At 68.0% G+C, this 16393-nt stretch carries 14 protein-coding genes; 10 read left to right on the plus strand and 4 right to left on the minus strand.

What is annotated here, in order from left to right:
- Positions 1 to 9 precede the first annotated feature (9 nt).
- The 3 genes from ACUXVE_RS05230 to ACUXVE_RS05240 form a co-directional block, all read right to left on the minus strand.
- Positions 10 to 570, minus strand: a complete 561-nt coding sequence (locus tag ACUXVE_RS05230) for an LPS-assembly lipoprotein LptE (RefSeq protein WP_445513946.1) — start codon at positions 568 to 570, stop codon at positions 10 to 12.
- 139 nt (positions 571 to 709) lie between these two features.
- A complete protein-coding gene (gene leuS / locus ACUXVE_RS05235; RefSeq protein ID WP_093821193.1) occupies positions 710 to 3349 on the minus strand; it encodes a leucine--tRNA ligase in 2640 nt (879 codons plus the stop codon).
- A 105-nt stretch (positions 3350 to 3454) separates the two neighbouring features.
- Complete coding sequence (locus tag ACUXVE_RS05240) at positions 3455 to 4063, minus strand: DUF998 domain-containing protein (protein WP_445513947.1); 609 nt, start codon at positions 4061 to 4063, stop codon at positions 3455 to 3457.
- 153 nt (positions 4064 to 4216) lie between these two features.
- On the opposite strand from ACUXVE_RS05240, the gene trxA reads away from it, so the two are divergent.
- From trxA to ACUXVE_RS05265, 5 genes are all read left to right on the plus strand, one after another.
- Positions 4217 to 5074 carry a thioredoxin gene (gene trxA / locus ACUXVE_RS05245; RefSeq protein ID WP_222388618.1) on the plus strand — a complete coding sequence of 286 codons (858 nt, stop codon included), beginning with the start codon at positions 4217 to 4219 and terminating at the stop codon, positions 5072 to 5074.
- Between the two features lie 106 nt (positions 5075 to 5180).
- Positions 5181 to 6881, plus strand: a complete 1701-nt coding sequence (locus tag ACUXVE_RS05250) for a FecR domain-containing protein (protein ID WP_445513948.1) — start codon at positions 5181 to 5183, stop codon at positions 6879 to 6881.
- Positions 6878 to 8512: a CHASE2 domain-containing protein gene (locus tag ACUXVE_RS05255; protein ID WP_093821151.1), complete on the plus strand. Its 1635-nt coding sequence runs from the start codon at positions 6878 to 6880 to the stop codon at positions 8510 to 8512. Before ACUXVE_RS05250 ends, ACUXVE_RS05255 begins: the two co-directional genes overlap by 4 nt.
- A gap of 89 nt (positions 8513 to 8601) precedes the next feature.
- Positions 8602 to 9054, plus strand: a complete 453-nt coding sequence (locus ACUXVE_RS05260; protein ID WP_032975063.1) for a DUF4442 domain-containing protein — start codon at positions 8602 to 8604, stop codon at positions 9052 to 9054.
- 53 nt (positions 9055 to 9107) lie between these two features.
- Complete coding sequence (locus tag ACUXVE_RS05265) at positions 9108 to 9827, plus strand: hypothetical protein (RefSeq protein ID WP_093821147.1); 720 nt, start codon at positions 9108 to 9110, stop codon at positions 9825 to 9827.
- A 7-nt stretch (positions 9828 to 9834) separates the two neighbouring features.
- On the opposite strand, the gene ACUXVE_RS05270 is transcribed toward ACUXVE_RS05265, so the two are convergent.
- A complete protein-coding gene (locus ACUXVE_RS05270) occupies positions 9835 to 11106 on the minus strand; it encodes a hypothetical protein (protein ID WP_445513949.1) in 1272 nt (423 codons plus the stop codon).
- Positions 11107 to 11190: 84 nt separating this feature from the next.
- On the opposite strand from ACUXVE_RS05270, the gene ACUXVE_RS05275 reads away from it, so the two are divergent.
- The 5 genes from ACUXVE_RS05275 (at position 11191) to gloA2 (ending at position 16184) form a co-directional block, all read left to right on the plus strand.
- Positions 11191 to 11874, plus strand: a complete 684-nt coding sequence (locus ACUXVE_RS05275; protein WP_132824507.1) for a DUF502 domain-containing protein — start codon at positions 11191 to 11193, stop codon at positions 11872 to 11874.
- Positions 11871 to 12656, plus strand: coding sequence for a queuosine precursor transporter (locus ACUXVE_RS05280; protein WP_025879090.1), 786 nt, complete (start codon positions 11871 to 11873; stop codon positions 12654 to 12656). Before ACUXVE_RS05275 ends, ACUXVE_RS05280 begins: the two co-directional genes overlap by 4 nt.
- Before the next feature lie 96 nt (positions 12657 to 12752).
- A complete protein-coding gene (locus tag ACUXVE_RS05285; protein WP_222388615.1) occupies positions 12753 to 14696 on the plus strand; it encodes a DUF885 domain-containing protein in 1944 nt (647 codons plus the stop codon).
- A gap of 16 nt (positions 14697 to 14712) precedes the next feature.
- On the plus strand, positions 14713 to 15783 hold the full coding sequence (locus ACUXVE_RS05290) for a serine hydrolase domain-containing protein (protein ID WP_445513950.1): 1071 nt from the start codon (positions 14713 to 14715) through the stop codon (positions 15781 to 15783).
- Positions 15780 to 16184 carry an SMU1112c/YaeR family gloxylase I-like metalloprotein gene (gene gloA2 / locus ACUXVE_RS05295; RefSeq protein WP_445513951.1) on the plus strand — a complete coding sequence of 135 codons (405 nt, stop codon included), beginning with the start codon at positions 15780 to 15782 and terminating at the stop codon, positions 16182 to 16184. Before ACUXVE_RS05290 ends, gloA2 begins: the two co-directional genes overlap by 4 nt.
- The last annotated feature ends 209 nt before the right edge of the window (positions 16185 to 16393 follow it).

Genomic DNA, 16393 nt, shown 5'->3' on the forward strand with positions numbered 1-16393 from the left:
GCGCCCGGCTCAGTGCTGGACGGCGGGTGCGGGCTCGACCGGCTTCGGCGCCGACAGGCTGCCGCCCTTTTCCAGTTCGGCGCGGACCACGCTGTCGATGCGGCGGATGATCGAGGCCGACATTTCCCGGCGCAGTTCATCGGCCAGGATCTCGCGTTCGGTGGTGGTACCGGTGGCGTCGGTCGGCGGCGACACGTAGTCGCGCGACAGTTCGATCACCTGCTGCGGCACCAGCTCGCTGCCGTCTTCGCGGCGGAAGATGAAGATCACCGCATAGCGCAGGCTGTATTCCTGCGCGCGGCCCTGCGAGTCGATCGCGATGGGCAGGTCGCCCCAGCGTTCGGACAGCACCTGCAGCTGGGCATTGGGGCCCTTGCTGTCCTCATCGGCCAAGCGTGCACCGGATGCCAGCAGGCTGCGGTTCAACAGCTTGACCAGCTCGCTGTAGGGCGCGGTGGAGACCACCTTCACCGGGGCCGTGTCGGTCGGCAGCATCAACTTGTTGCGCAGGTGGAAACCGCAGCCGGCGAGGCCGAGGACGAGAACGAGGGCAAGCAGGATTCGGGTCATGGAGACAGTCTGGCGGAGCCGGGCGATCACGGCAACAGACAGGGTGCCCGAGGCCGCGTGAACGCAGGGCCATCGGCTGGGCGCGCCCGGCGTGGCGACAATGCACCGGCCGCCATGGTGGCGGCCGGTGCCGGGTACATCAGGCGGCGACGATGTTCACGATCTTGCCGGGGACGATGATGATCTTGCGCACCGTCAGGCCTTCCAGGAACTTGGCCGCGTTCGGCTCGGCCAGCGCCAGCGCTTCAACCTGTTCGCGGGCGGCATCGGCGGCGACCTCGATCGTGCCGCGCAGCTTGCCATTGACCTGCACGGCCAGGGTCAGCGCGTCGCGAACCAGCGCACTGCCGTCGGCCTGCGGGAACGGCTGGTCTTCCAGCAGCGTTTCGCCATGGCCCAGCACCTGCCACAGGGCATGGCTGGCATGCGGGGTGATCGGGTTGAGCAGCAGCACGATGGCCTGCAGCGCTTCCTGGCGCACGGCGCGCCCCTGTTCACTGCCGTCCTCGAACTTGGCCAGCGCGTTCATCAGCTCCATCACTGCGGCAATCGCGGTATTGAAGCTGTGACGACGGCCGTAGTCGTCACCGACCTTGCCGATGGTCTCGTGGGTCTTGCGGCGCAGGGCCTTCTGGCTGGCATCCAGCGCGGCTGCGTCCAGCGCCGGTGCGGCGCCGTCGGCAGCGTGCTTGTGCACCTGCGCCCACAGGCGACGCAGGAAGCGGGCCATGCCGTCAACGCCGGCTTCATTCCATTCCAGCGACTGTTCCGGCGGTGCAGCGAACATCGAGAACAGGCGCACGGTGTCGGCACCGTACTTGCCGACCATCGCCTGCGGGTCCACGCCGTTGTTCTTCGACTTGGACATCTTCTCGGTACCACCGACCACCACCGGCTGACCATCGGCGATCAGGGTCGCGCCGGTGATGCGGCCGCGCTCGTCGCGCTGCACTTCCACATCGGCCGGGTTGATCCAGTCCTTCGAGCCGTCCGGGTTCGGGCGGTAGTAGGTCTCGGCGATCACCATGCCCTGGCACAGCAGGTTCCGCGCCGGCTCGTTGCTGTCCACCATCCGCGCGTCGCGCAGCAGCTTGTGGTAGAAGCGGAAATACATCAGGTGCAGGATCGCGTGCTCGATGCCACCGATGTACTGGTCCACCGGCAGCCAGTAGTTGCCACGCTTGTCGACCGCATCGCGGGCGCCCGGGGAGGTGTAGCGGGCGTAGTACCAGCTCGACTCCATGAAGGTGTCGAAGGTGTCGGTCTCACGCTCGGCCGCGCCGCCGCAGTCCGGGCAGGTGGTCTTGCGCCATTCCGGATCGGCCTTGATCGGCGAACCGGTGCCGACGAAGTTGACGTCTTCGGGCAGCACCACCGGCAACTGGTCTTCCGGCACCGGCACCGCACCACACTTGTCGCAGTAGATCACTGGAATCGGGCAACCCCAGTAGCGCTGGCGGCTCACGCCCCAGTCGCGCAGACGGTAGTTCACCCGGCGCTGGCCCTGGGCCTTGCGCTCGAAACGCTCGGCCAGCGCTTCGAAGGCGCCCTGGAAGTCCAGGCCGTCGAATTCGTCGGAGTTGACCAGTTCGGTCTCGCGGGTCTTGTCGCCGTACCAGTCCTGCCAGCGCGTCGCGTCGTAGGCGCCCTCGTCCTTGCGCAGCGACTTCAGCGCGATGACCTGGCGGATCGGCAGGTTGTACTTGTTGGCGAATTCATTGTCGCGCTGGTCGTGGCCCGGTACGGCCATCACCGCGCCGGTGCCATAGCCCATCAGCACGAAGTTGGCGACCCACACCGGCACCTTCTCGCCGGTGACCGGGTGGATGGCGCGCAGGCCGGTATCCATGCCGCGCTTTTCCTGGGTCTCCAGCTCGGCCTCGGACACGCCGCCCTGCTTCATTTCCGACAGCAGCGCAGCCAGTTCCGGGTTGTTCTTCGCCGCATGCAGGGCCAGCGGGTGCTCGGCCGCGATCGACACGAAGGTCACGCCCATCACGGTATCCGGACGGGTGGTGAACACGCGCAGCGGATCCAGTGCGGTGCCATCGACATCACGCACATCGAACTGGATTTCCAGGCCCTCGGAGCGGCCGATCCAGTTGCGCTGCATGGTCTTGACCGACTCCGGCCAGCCGTCCAGTTCATCCAGGCCGTCCAGCAGTTCCTGGGCGTAGTCGGTGATGCGCAGGAACCACTGCGGGATCTCGCGCTTTTCCACCAGCGCGCCGGAGCGCCAGCCACGGCCGTCGATGACCTGCTCGTTGGCCAGCACGGTCTGGTCGACCGGGTCCCAGTTCACCACGGCGTTGCGGCGGTAGGCCAGGCCCTTGCGCATCAGGCGGGTGAACATGCGCTGCTCGTGGACGTAGTAGTCCGGGCGGCAGGTGGCGAACTCGCGCGACCAGTCGATGGCATAGCCCAGCGACTTCAGCTGGCTGCGCATGTGGTCGATGTTCTTGTAGGTCCAGGCGGCCGGCGCGGTCTTGTTCTTGATCGCGGCGTTTTCCGCCGGCAGGCCGAACGCGTCCCAGCCCATCGGCTGCAGGACGTTGTGGCCGGTCATGCGCTTGTAGCGGCTGATCACGTCGCCGATCGTGTAGTTGCGCACGTGGCCCATGTGCAGCGCACCGGACGGATACGGAAGCATCGACAGGCAGTAGTACTTCGGCTTGTCCGAGGCTTCATCGACCTCGAAGGCACGGGTAGCATCCCAGTACTGCTGGGCGGCGGATTCAACCTGCTGCGGATCGTAAACGTTGGGTTCGACGCTGGTCATGTAACACGCGGTTGCGGCGGCAAAGCGGTACAGCGTACCGCAGTGCGGCAAATGGCTCCAATCCTGCCTGCCGGACCAGCGCGCGGTGCGGCTGCGGGAAGCGTCTCAGCGCCCGCGCGACAGGGGCATGGCCAGGGCCAGCCAGAGCGCCCAGCAGGCAAAGGCCAACCGCTGCGCCAGCGCCGCCGGCAGTACCCCCGGCAGGCCGAACGCCAGCAGACCGGCACCGACTCCGCAGGCCAGCGACAGCAGGCCCAGCCTGCGCCCGCCGGAATGCCGCAGCCGCGCCGCACCCAGCATCACGCTGCCGGCGACAAACGCCAATGCCCAGACCATCCACACGCTGGCGTGCAGCTTGCTGGCCGGGCCCTGCATGTCCATCTGGTCTTCGAAATCCAGCGGCAGCAGGCCCATCGCGATGAAGGCGAGACCGGCCAGCAGCAGCATCTGGCTGCCCACGCGTGCCGTCCAGGCAGCGTCCACCGGCAGCTGCCGGCGCAGGCGCTCGGCCACGACCACCGCCAGTGCACCCGGCAGCACCAGGCCCAGCAGGTTGAAGCCCAGCGCATGGGGGATGCCGCGTGCGCCCAGCCAGGTCACCGGATGCATCGCCTGCGAATAGTCCGGCAGGGCCGCACCGAAGCCGGCCACCGACAGCACGAACAGGGCTGCGGCGAGCATGCCTACCCAACGATCCAGCCGAACCACGGACATTGCAGCCACTCTTCAGGAGAACATCAGGCCATTGTCACGGCAGCCGGCACCTGCGCCAAGCCGTCCGCGATTTCATGGTGGGCGCGGCCGCAGGGTTGAGACCGGCAAGGTTCGTCACCATAGAATCGGTCTCCAGATGCCGAACGATGCCCCATGACCGAGACGACCTACGTATTCGATGCCACCACTGCCACCTTCGAGGCGGAAGTGCTGCAGAAGTCGCTGCAGACGCCGGTCCTGGTGGATTTCTGGGCGACCTGGTGCGAACCGTGCAAGACCCTCGGCCCGATGCTGGAGAAGCTGGCCGGCGAATACAACGGCGCGTTCGAGCTGGCCAAGGTCGACGTGGACAAGGAACAGCAGATCGCGGCGGCCTTCCAGATCCGTTCGGTGCCCACCGTATTCCTGGTCAAGGGTGGACAGCTGGTGGACGGCTTCCCCGGCGCCCTGCCGGAAGGCCAGCTGCGTGAATTCCTGGCCCAGCACGGCGTTGTGCCGGCTGATGTCGGCGACACCATCGCCGAAGACGAAGCGCCGCTGGACCCGCAGGCGCAGGTGGACGTGCTGCGTGCGCAGATCGCCGCCGAGCCGGACAAGGATGAGCTGAAGCTCGACCTGGCCCTGGCGCTGCTGCAGGTCGGCGGCGTGGACGAAGCCGGCACCCTGATCGATGCCCTGCCCGCCAACCTGGCCACCGACGACCGCGCCGTGCGTGGCCGCGCCCGGCTCACCTTCGCCGCCGCGCTGAAGGACGCGCCGCCAGCCGAGGAGCTGGATGCGCGCATCGCCGCCGACGGCAAGGATCTGCAGGCACGCCACCTGCGCGGTGTGCAGCTGCTGCTGGCCGGCGAGGACGAAGCGGCACTGGAACAGTTCCTGGAGATGCTGCGGATCGACCGCGGTTTCCAGGACGGACTGCCGCGCAAGGCCCTGATCGACGCCTTCAATGTCATCTCTGATGAAGACCTGGTCGGCCGTTCGCGGCGCCGGATGGCCTCCCTGCTGTTCTGAACGGCACCGGCATCGTTCAGAATCCCTGCACTGAACGCGGGCAATAATGCCCGCGATGGTGGCCCCAGGGCCGCCACGATCCGTTCGGGGGGATGAGGTCGGGGCCATGGGGTCTTGCTGCTGCGCCCCCGCTTTGCCGGGACAGCTATCCGTGACCGTTGGCCGCTCGTCGTCTTTCATCAAGTATTTCCTGCGCACGCTGCTGTGTGCCCTCTGCCTGTGGCCGGCGCTCGCCGGCGCGCAGGACTGGAACTACCGGGTCCGCCCCGGCGATACCCTGTGGGATCTCGGCGCGGCCTACCTCAAGCCCAGCGTCGGCTGGCAGCAGCTGCAGCAGCACAACCGCATCGACAACCCGTACCGGCTGCCGCCGGGTGAACTGCTGCGCTTCCCGATCGGCTGGCTGCGCGTTGAGCCCGCCCCGGCGCGGGTACTGGCCGTGCGTGGGCAGGTTGAACTGAGCGCGGCCGATGGCAGCAGCAGCCGCGCCGTGCGCGCAGGCGAACAGCTGCACATCGGCGATGCGATCCAGACCAAGGCCGATTCCAGCATCACCCTTGAGTTCGCCGATGCGTCGCGGTTGCAGCTGCGCGAATACTCTCGCCTGCGCCTGGACCAGCTCAGCCGCTATGGCCGTACCGGCATGGTCGATACCCGCCTGCGCCTGCAGCAGGGGCGCGCCAGCAACCGGGTCACCCCTGCGCGCGGGCCGGCCTCTCGCTACATCATCGATGCCCCCACGGCCACCAGCAGCGTGCGCGGCACCGTGTTCCGGGTCAGTGCCGGCGATGATGCCCATGCCGGCGCCACCGAAGTGCTGGAAGGCAAAGTGCAGGTCGGCAACCCGCATGGCCAGCGCCTGGTGCACCCTGGCCAGGCCAGCCGCAGCGCCGGCAACGGCATGGCGCCCGAAGCGGTTTCCGGCTTGCTGCCGGCACCGCGCCTGCGTGCCGATGCGACCCGCCTGGGCGCCCTGCCGGCCCGGCTCGCATGGGAGCCGGTGACCGGCGCCGATCACTACCGGGTGGAAGTCGTGCAGGCCGCCACCCCGGAAATCCTGTTGTTTGCCGCCGACACCGCCGACATCCGGCTGGTGATCGGCGAGCTGCCGCCGGGAACGCTACGCCTGCTGCTGCGCGCGGTGGATGCACAGGGCGTGGAAGGCCTGGATGCCAGCGAGGATTTCGTCCTCAACGACCAGCCGCCACCGCCGCTGACCATTTCCCCGCTGCAGGGACAGGCGGTCAACAGCGACCGTCCCCGCTTCCATTGGAGCCAGGCACCCGGTGCCAGCAGCAGTGTGCTGCAGGTGGCCGACGAGCCGCAGTTCCTGCAGCCGCTGCTCGAGCAGAGCACCGGCGGCACCGACCTGCGCCTGGGCGAGCCGCTGCCTCCCGGCCAGTACTACTGGCGGATCGCTTCGCGTGATGGCCAGGGCCACCAGGGTCGCTATGGCCAGGCCGTGGCGCTGCAACTGACCGATGAACCGGTAGACCCGGCCCTGCAGCCGCCCGAAGCCGCCGATGGCGAACTGACCCTGCGCTGGCAGGCGGGAAGCGATGGGCAGCGCTACCGGGTGCAGGTCGATCGTCGCGGCGACTTCAGCGCGCCGCTGCTCGATACCACCGTCGACCAACCACAGGTCAGCTTCAGGCGACCGTGGCGCGGCACGCTGCACATCCGCGTGCAGTACATCGATGACGACGGCCATGCTGGCCCGTTCTCGCCCGCCCAGCAGGTCAAGCTGCCGTGTCGCCTGTGCTACGGCGCCAGCGGCGGGGCCCTGCTGCTGTGGCTGTTGTTGTGAGGCGCTCGCCGCTGCCGTGGTCGCGACGGATCCTGCTGGCCCTGCTGGCAGGTGTAGCGACGGCGGTGGTCAGCCATGGCCAGTGGCTGTGGCGGCAGGACGAGACCGCGTACGACCTGATGGTCGGCAGCTGGGATTACCGCCCCGACCCCAGCGTGCTGATCGTGGCCATCGACGAAGGCAGCCTGCAGCGGCTGGGCCAGTGGCCGTGGCCGCGCTCGGTGCATGCCCGCCTGCTTGACCGCTTGACCGACGCCGGTGCCGAGCGCGTTGCGCTGGACCTCATGCTGTCCGAACCCGACCGTCGCGATGCGCGGCAGGATGCCGAGCTGGCAGCGGCGATCCGTCGCAATGGCCGCGTGGTGCTGCCGGTGCTGGCCGCGCCGGCCGCCGGCGACCGCATGGCCGAGGAAATGCTGCCGATCCCGCTGATTGCCGCCAGCGCAGCCGCCATCGGCCACAGCGACGTTGAAGTCGACGGCGATGGTGTCGCCCGCGGGATCTACCTGCACGCCGGCATCGGCCAAGCGCACTGGCCGGCGCTCGGCCTGGCGCTGACCGGACTGCCGCCGCAACGCGCGCAGGGCCTGCCCGACCCCGACCCGGCGCTGGACTCGCCCTATCAATGGCGCCGCAATGATTACGTGCGCGTGCGTTATGCCGGGCCACCGGAACGCCTGCCACAGGTGTCCTACGCCGATGTGCTGGAAGGGCGCGTGGATGCCTCGATGCTGCGTGGCAGGCGCATCGTGGTGGGCATGACGGCCAGCGGCATCTCCACCCGCTTGTTGACCCCCACCACCCGCGAATACTGGATGAGCGGCAGCGAGTACCAGGCCAACATCGCCTCGATGCTGCTGCAGGACAAGCAGATCGACGTGTTGCCCCGCACCTGGCAGGACGCGTTGGCCGGCCTGCTGGTGGCCATGTGCGTGCTGCTGCTCGGGCTGCGCCTGCCCTGGGTGGTAGCGCTGTGCTCGCTGCCGGCCGCGCCACTGCTGAGCTGGCTGCTGCTGCGCACCGGCAGCCTCTGGTGGGCGCCGGCCAGCGCGCTGCTCGGCATCGTGCTGGTGCTGACGGCGTGGGCGACCTGGCGCATCGCCTCCTGGCACCGCCAGGCCAACCGTGATGCGCTGACCGGACTGGGCAACCGCCTGCGCTTCGAACAGTCGCTGCAACAGGAATGCGATGCGGCACGCCGCAGTGGCAAGCCACTGACCCTGGCCCTGATCGACGTCGACCACTTCAAGCACCACAACGATCGTCATGGCCACCAGGTCGGCGATCGCGTGCTGTGCGAAGTGGCCCGCCTGATCCAGGCACATGCCCGGCGCCCGCGCGACATGGCTGCCCGCTACGGCGGCGACGAATTCGCACTGGTGCTGCCCGACACCCCGGTTGAAGGCGCGCGGCAGGTGATCGAAGACCTGATCTCCTGCATCCGTGCCTTGCCGCCGCCCGGCGATGGCAGCGACACAGGCGTCACCCTGACCATCGGCGTCTACACCCGTGTGCCTGACGGCGACCTGCAACCGCATCATTTCGTCGAAGGCGCCGACAACGCGCTGTACCGGGCCAAGGACAATGGCCGCGACGGCTATGTGATCGACGGCGGCACGCCCGCGCCGTAGCGCCCGGCAGGCCTGTCGGGGCGCAGCGGGCTACAGCATACGCATGCGAATGGTTAGACTGGGCGCCCCGTCCCCTGCCCGTTTCCCGCATGAAAGCCAGCACCTTCCGCTTCGGCATCAACCTGTGGCCACCGTTCCTGTTCACCGGTATCCATGTCACCCGCATCACCCCGGACTACCGGCAGATCGACGTGGAACTGCGTCTGCGCCCCTGGAACCGCAACTACGTCGGCACCCACTTCGGTGGCAGCCTGTTTGCGATGACCGATCCGTTCTGGATGCTGGGCCTGATGCACACGCTGGGTCGCGACTACTACGTCTGGGATCGCGCCGGCGCGATCGATTTCCTCAAGCCCGGTCGTGGAACGGTGCGCACGTCTTTCCGCATCGACGACGCTCTGCTGGATGAACTGCGCACGGCGGCAGCCGGTGGCGAAAAAGTGCTGCGCTGGTTCAGCAACGACGTGGTCGACGAAGCCGGCGAGGTGGTTGCGCAGGTACGCAAGCAGGTCTACGTGCGCCTGAAGCCACACGCACGGTAAAGCGGGCCGACGCACGCCCGGCTATCCTCTGCAGCCCTGCCATGGAGGCTGCAATGCGCCTTTTCTTTCTTGCTGCGGCACTGACCGCCCTGCCCTTCGCCGCCACTGCACTGGACGTGCCGCCGGTGCGCTATCCCGCCGTGCCCGCGCAGGCCGCCACGGCCGAGGGTTTCGTACCTGCCGGCTGGACGCTGGAATACAGGATCGAAGGCGACCTCGACCAGGACGGGCGCGCAGACCTCGCACTGGTGCTGCGCCAGCAGGACCCGCGCAACATCATCGAACACGATGGGTTTGGTCCTTCGCCTTATGACAGCAACCCGCGCATCCTCGCCATCGCCTTCGCGCGACCGTCCGGTTACGTGCTGGCCGCGCAGAACCACACGCTCATTCCGCGGCCGGACTCGCCCGTGCTCAGCGATGCGCTGGCCGAAGGCACTGGCGTGTCGATCCAGCGCGGCGCACTGCGGGTTGGGTTGTACTCGTTCTCCAGCGCGGGCAGCTGGTCGATGGGCACCACCACGTTCACGTTCCGCTGGCAGGAAGGCAACTTCGCGCTGATCGGCTACGACCGCAACACGATGATGCGCAATTCCGGGCAGACCGAGGGCCTCAGCGTGAACTACTCCACCGGCAAGGTGAAGCTGACCGAAGGCAGCATGCAGGACGACAAGGAACAGGTGCGCTGGCAGACCCTGCGTGACCGCAAGCCCTGGACGCTGGACAGCGTCGGCGATGGCTGGGCGTTCAATCCGCTCGGTGACGGCGGCTGAGCGCGGGTCAATCCGCCCGCAACGGCATCGACAGATGCGGGCCTTCGCCGTCGCGCGCAGGTCCGCGCCGCAGCACCTGCAGGTAGCGGCCATCGGCAGACACCTCGGGCGTGCGGGCGTGCGAACGCCATTGCGCCGGCAACCGCGCCAGCGCCTCGTCGGCGGGCCCGGGCTGCTGCCGCAGCCACCGCTGCGCGCCGAGCAGGCGGATCATCGCCGCCGTATCCTGGCTGCGCGCCGCGTACGGCGCATAGGACGGCCCGGCGATGGCACTCAATGTGCATCCCAGCGGATTGGCCATGCAGCGCACATCCCATCCGAGTGGTGGCGAGACAGGGAGCGGGACGTCGGCCGCCAGCGCCGTGGCTGCAGCAGGCCGGCATGCCCAGCCGAAATTGCCGGCGATCCGGGCCAGGGTGTGGTCGCGATCCAGCAGCAGACGACTGCCTGTTGTCTGCGTGGACGCTTCCACCGCTGCCTTGTTCATCGCAAATTCGCCCTGCATTGCCTGGCACAGGCTCTGTTCGTCCGCGTCCAGTGGCTGCAGCGCCGCCTCGCAGGGGACGGGCAGCGCGTAATCCGGCGGTTGCTCGACCAGCATCTCGCCAAGCAGTGCGGCATGGGTCCGCACCACGGCGGCGCCCATCATGCTGTCCACCAGCGTGCTGCCGGTCCGCATCATCCGCCGGCCAAACCGCACCGCGCTGCAGCTGCCCTCGATGGCACCGGCAACATCGCCCTGCAGATAGGCCAATGCCTGTGCACTTGCCCCATCCAGCAGCGGCGCGTAGGCCGGCAGAGGCAGCAGCTCGTTTCCGCTGGGCCGGAACGGGGAATCGAAGCGATCGTAGTCCGCCATCCGGGCCAGCCGCTCGTGCAGGCCGGCATGCCCGGCGTGGGCGTCAGCGAAGCGCTGCGGATCAGCGCGTACCTGGGCCAGGCAGCCGACCGGCCCGACTGCACAACGACCTGACCGGTCCAGATTCAACGGCGCGTGCCTGGCGGCCAGCACCGACGCATGCGACGCCTGCGTGGGCGTCGTCTGCCAGCGCTGCAGATCTTCGGCCAATACCGCCTCACGCTGGGCCAGGTCCAGCCCATCGAAGGGCAGCGTCCACAGCAAAGCGAAGCCGTTCCTGCCCTCGCTGCGATGCGCGGCTTCAAGCAGGCCGACATCCTCCTGCTGGGCGGCCGACAACGGCCAGAACCTCGACAGCAGCCATGCCGCGATGGCGATCACCAGCAGACCCAGCATTGCCCAGCCCAACCACCGCAGCATCCTCAACACAGCATCCCTTCCCCGCATGGCCAGCGCCGCCAACGGGCAGCGTAAACGAGCGGCCGCGACCGCTACAATGCGCGCATGTCGCTCGATGCCCCCGCCCTGGTTCCCCGTCCCTCCCTGCAGCGCCTGTTCCTGACCGGCCTGTTGACCCTGTTGCCGATCTGGCTGACCTGGGTGGTGGTCAAATTCGTGTTCGTGCTGCTGTCGGGCATCTCCAGCCCGCTGGTGGTGCCGCTGTCCGAACAGATCGCGACCAGCTTCCCGCACTACCTCGGCTGGGTCCGCGCCGAATGGATCCAGAACACCATTGCCCTGCTGGCCACCCTGCTGGTGATCCTGGCGGTGGGCGTGGCCAGCCGCCGCGTGGTCGGCCAGCGCCTGCTGCGCTGGGTCGGCGCGGTCATCAAGCGCATTCCGCTGGCCAGCATCATCTATGACAGCGCCAAGAAGCTGCTGGACATGCTGCAGACCGAACCGGGCAGTACCCAGCGCGTGGTGCTGATCGACTTCCCGCACCGCGACATGAAGTCGGTGGGCCTGGTCACCCGGGTCATCAAGGAACAGGGCACCGACCGCGAACTGGCGGCCGTCTATGTGCCGACCACGCCGAACCCGACCTCCGGCTATCTGGAGATCGTGCCTGTCGAACTGCTCACCCCGACCGACTGGACGGTGGACCAGGCGATGAGCTTCATCATTTCCGGCGGTGCAGTGGCACCAGCCAGCGTTCCGTTCACCCGCGCCGGCGATCGTTCCGGATGAGCGAGGCGTCGCACGCGCGCCCGCTGCAGGACCGCGCGGTCCTGCTGTTCATCGTGCTGGCTGCGTTCTTCTGCGGCAACGCGGTGCTGGCCGAACTGATCGGGGTGAAGATCTTCGCCCTGGAAGACACCCTCGGCATCGACCCGCTGAACTGGAACCTGTTCGGCCAGACCGGCTCGTTGAGCTTCACCGCCGGCACGCTGCTGTGGCCGGTGGTGTTCATCATGACCGACACCATCAACGAATTCTTCGGCAAGCGCGGGGTGCGTTTCATCTCGTGGCTGGCGGTGGTGCTGATCGCCTATGGTTTCCTGTTCGCCTTCGCGGCGATCTCGCTGGCACCGGCCAGCTGGTGGGTGACCTCGATGGATGCCCACGGCGTGCCCGATTACCAGGCCGCGTTCGCGGCGGTGTTCGGACAGGGCATGTGGACCATCGCCGGTTCGCTGGTGGCGTTCCTGTTCGGCCAGTTGATCGACGTGGCGGTGTTCCACCGCATCCGCCAGGCAACCGGCGAGCGCCATGTATGGCTGCGTGCCACGGGTTCCACCGCGGTCTCGCAGCTGGTGGACAGCTTCGTGGTGATCTGGATCGCCTTCGTGCTCGGCCCGCAGCACTGGCCGACATCGCTGTTCCTGGCAGTGAGCAGCGTCAACTACGTCTACAAGATGGGCTTTGCGATCGCCCTGATTCCGTTGCTGTACCTGATGCGGCGTGCAATCACCCGCTATCTGGGCGAACACCGCGCCGCCGACCTGCGCGCTGCGGCCGCGGCTGACTGAAGCCCCAGCGACGCGCAAGCTGACTGCGCCCCCACGCTGGCCGTACGCGCGCGGATCGTGCAAGCTCCACGGTCTGTGTTCCACGGAAGCTTCTTGATGCCGTATTCCCCCCGCGTCCTGGCCGCCGCCATCGCCGCGTTGTTCCTGTTCAGCGCCGTTCCGCCGGCCGAAGCAGCGAAGAAGAAGGGCAGCCGCCCCGCCGCCGCGCAGACCCGCCAGGCGGCCAAGCCGAAGGCCCGCGCCGGCACACGTGCCACCACGCCCGCCCGCGGCAGCTCGGCGCGCCGCGCCGCGCCGCGCCCGGTCGCCCCTGCCCGTGCGGTGCCCAAGCAGGTGCAGCTGGAGCGGCTGTACGACGAATACTGGGATGCCTCCATGCGGTTGAACCCGCTGCAGGCCACCTTCCAGGGCGAGCCGCGCTACAACGACCAGCTGCCCAACATCCTGTCCGCCGCGTGGCGCCAGCAATCGCACGACTTCACCACCGAATGGCTGGGCAAGGTCGAGAAGATCGGCAGCGACGGCCTGCAGGGGCAGGACCTGCTCAGCTACGAGATCTTCGTGCGTGATGCCCGCGCATCGCTGGCCGCCGAGCGTTATCCGAGCTGGATGATGCCGATCAGCCAGTACTACAACGTCGGCAGCATCATGGCCATCCTCGGCGCCGGTGCTGGCGCACAGCCATTCAATACGGCCAAGGACTACGACACCTGGTCGCGACGCTCGCTGGGCATCCCCGACCTGTTCGAGCAGGCCATCGACAACATGCGCCAGGGCATGAAGGCCGGCGTGGTGCAGCCGCGCGACCTGATGGAAAAGGTACTGCCGCAGCTGGACGCGGTGATCAAGCCGACCGCCGAAGAGAGCATCTTCTGGTCGCCGATCCGGACCATGCCCGAGTCCATCTCCGCCGAAGACAAGGCGCGCATCAGCGCCGAGTACAAGCGCATGATCGAACTGCGCATCATGCCGGCCTACCGCGCCCTGCGTGGCTTCATCGCCACCGAATACCTGCCTGCCACGCGCAGCAGCAGCGGTCTTGGCGCACTTCCCGACGGCCAGGCCTGGTACGCCAACCTGATCGTGCAGACCACCGCCAGCCAGCAGACCGCCGCGCAGCTGCATGCGCTGGGCGAGCAGCGTGTACAGGAGCTGCAGGCGCAGATCACCACGGTGATGCGCGACGGCAAGCTGCGCAGTTCGCAGGCCAAGCTGCTGCGCAGCATGCGCAACGACCGCCAGTTCCAGTACAGCGATGCCAACGCGCTGCTCAACCGTTACCGGCAGGTGCAGCAGCAGGTCGATGCACGCCTGCCGCAGGTACTGGACACCCTGCCGAAGGCGCCGCTGCAGATCCGTGCAGTGGAACCGGAGCGTGCCATGACCGCCGCCGCAGCCTCCTACCAGCCGTCGCCGCCGGGACAACCCGGCGTGCTGTTCGTCAACACCCGCGACCTGCCCAGCCGCAAGCGCTGGAACGTGCCGGTGCAGTACCTGCACGAAGCCATTCCCGGCCACCATGTGCAGCTGGGCCTGCAGCAGGAACTGACCAAGCTGCCGCGCTTCCGCCGCCTCGGCGGTGACCTCGCCTTCGTCGAAGGCTGGGGCCTGTACGCGGAAACCCTGGGCGACGAGCTCGGCGCGTACACCGATCCGTACGACCGCATCGGCTATCTGTATTCGCGCCTGCTGCGCGCCGCGCGCGTGGTCGCCGATACCGGCGTGCATGCGCAGGGCTGGAGCAAGCAGCAGGCCGTGACCTATCTGCAGAAAACCGTGGACATGAGCGCTGACGATGCCAACGCGGAAGTGGAACGGATCATGGCCCAGCCTGGGCAGGCGCTGTCCAACGTCGCCGGCCTGACCACGCTCATCGCCCTGCGCGACAAGGCCAAGGCACGCCAGGGCGCTGCGTTCGACCTGCGCCGCTTCCATGCCGAAGTGCTGAAGGACGGTTCGATGCCGCTGGATGTACTGGACCACAAGATCGAGCGCTGGCTGGCGCAGCCGGCCGCTGCAACGCCTGCGCCCGCGCCCTGACCGCCACGGAGCTGCCATGCGCCCTGCCGCCCTGCTGTGTGCCACGGTTCTCGCTCTACTGCCGTCGATAGCATTGGCAGCGGCACTGCTGGCACCGCCGGATGCAGGCATCGATGGACTGATGGAGGCCTACGACGGCCAGGTGCCGGGCGCGGCGGTGCTGGTGCTGCACGACGGGCAGCCGGTGTTCCGTCGCGGCTACGGCCTGGCCGTGGTTGAAGATGGCAGTGCAGTGACGCCGGCCAGCAACTTCCGCCTGGCCTCGGTCAGCAAGCAGTTCACCGCTGCGGCGGTGCTGTTGCTGGTCGAGGACGGCCGCCTGGCGCTGGACCAGCCCGCGCGGCGCTGGCTGCCGGAGCTGCCACCCGCTGCTGCCGGCATCACCCTGCGCCAGTTGCTGTCGCACACCAGCGGCATGCTGGACTACGAAGACCTGATGGACCCTGCCGACAGCCGGCAGGTGCACGACACCGATGTGCTGGCGCTGTTGGCCCGCGAAGATCGACTCGCCTTCGCACCCGGCAGCCAGTACCGCTACAGCAACAGCGGCTACGCACTGCTGGCGCTGATCGTCGGCCGCGCCGCCGGCAGCGACTTTGCCAGCTTCCTGCAGCAGCGCATTTTCCAGCCGCTGGGCATGGCGCATACCGTAGCCCACCAGGACGGGATCGACCAGGTCGCGCAGCGTGCCTATGGCTACAGCGAAGTTGACGGACGTTGGCAACGTACCGACCAGAGCACCACCAGCGCCGTGCTCGGCGACGGCGGCATCTACTCCTCGCTGGACGACCTCGCCCGCTGGGACGCGGCCCTGTACGACGACCGCCTGCTGTCGACCGCATCACGCAAGGCCATGTTCAGCCCGGCCACCGCCACCACCGAAGCGGACGTACCGCACTACGGCTTCGGCTGGCGCCTGAATGGCCGCATGCACTGGCACAGCGGCGAAAGCATCGGCTTCCGCAACGTGATCCTGCGCTACCCGGACAAGCACCTGACAGTCATCGTGCTGAGCAACCGCAACGCCCCCGAACCCTATCCGCTGGCGCTGAAGATCGCCCAGCGCTGGCTGGACACCCTGCAATGACCACCACGACCACCGGCCTGCTGGGCATCCACCATGCCGCACTGATCTGCAGCGACTACGCCCGCTCGAAAGACTTCTACGTGCGCGTGCTGGGCCTGCACATACTGGCCGAGAACCACCGCGCGGCACGCGACTCGTGGAAACTGGACCTGGCCCTGCCCGATGGCGGCCAGCTGGAGCTGTTCTCCTTCCCCTCGCCCCCCGCACGGCCCAGCCGCCCCGAAGCCCAGGGCCTGCGCCATCTCGCGTTCCGGGTAGCCGCGCTGGAGCCCTTCATCGAACGCCTGGCGCGCCACGGCGTGGAATGCGAACCGATCCGCGTGGACGAATACACCGGCCGCCGCTTCACCTTCTTCGCCGACCCCGACGACCTGCCGCTGGAGCTGTACGAGACCGGTTGAGCGATTTTCAATCGCGGAAATTCATCCACGCATGGCGTGGATCTACGTGTCGACCAAGGTCGACACCCACCAAGAGCAGGCAACGCCATTCCAACCGATCGCGGGAACCTGTCGAAGGCGGGGTGGGTCCGGTTGCGGGGGCGTGAGCGCCATGGATGGCGCGACCGAGCTTACAGGGACGTACTTGCAGCGTCCCCCGCAACCGTACT

The sequence above is a fragment of the Stenotrophomonas sp. 3(2025) genome (assembly GCF_052665395.1).

Coding starts and splice junctions, on each gene's coding strand:
- ACUXVE_RS05265 (WP_093821147.1), top strand. CDS start 9,108: ATGCGCCTTTTCTTTCTTGCTGCGGCACTGACCGCCCTGCCCTTCGCC.
- ACUXVE_RS05285 (WP_222388615.1), top strand. CDS start 12,753: ATGCCGTATTCCCCCCGCGTCCTGGCCGCCGCCATCGCCGCGTTGTTC.
- ACUXVE_RS05250 (WP_445513948.1), top strand. CDS start 5,181: ATGGGGTCTTGCTGCTGCGCCCCCGCTTTGCCGGGACAGCTATCCGTG.
- ACUXVE_RS05280 (WP_025879090.1), top strand. CDS start 11,871: ATGAGCGAGGCGTCGCACGCGCGCCCGCTGCAGGACCGCGCGGTCCTG.
- gloA2 (WP_445513951.1), top strand. CDS start 15,780: ATGACCACCACGACCACCGGCCTGCTGGGCATCCACCATGCCGCACTG.
- ACUXVE_RS05260 (WP_032975063.1), top strand. CDS start 8,602: ATGAAAGCCAGCACCTTCCGCTTCGGCATCAACCTGTGGCCACCGTTC.
- ACUXVE_RS05270 (WP_445513949.1), bottom strand. CDS start 11,106: ATGCTGCGGTGGTTGGGCTGGGCAATGCTGGGTCTGCTGGTGATCGCC.
- leuS (WP_093821193.1), bottom strand. CDS start 3,349: ATGACCAGCGTCGAACCCAACGTTTACGATCCGCAGCAGGTTGAATCC.
- ACUXVE_RS05275 (WP_132824507.1), top strand. CDS start 11,191: ATGTCGCTCGATGCCCCCGCCCTGGTTCCCCGTCCCTCCCTGCAGCGC.
- ACUXVE_RS05240 (WP_445513947.1), bottom strand. CDS start 4,063: ATGTCCGTGGTTCGGCTGGATCGTTGGGTAGGCATGCTCGCCGCAGCC.
- ACUXVE_RS05290 (WP_445513950.1), top strand. CDS start 14,713: ATGCGCCCTGCCGCCCTGCTGTGTGCCACGGTTCTCGCTCTACTGCCG.
- trxA (WP_222388618.1), top strand. CDS start 4,217: ATGACCGAGACGACCTACGTATTCGATGCCACCACTGCCACCTTCGAG.
- ACUXVE_RS05230 (WP_445513946.1), bottom strand. CDS start 570: ATGACCCGAATCCTGCTTGCCCTCGTTCTCGTCCTCGGCCTCGCCGGC.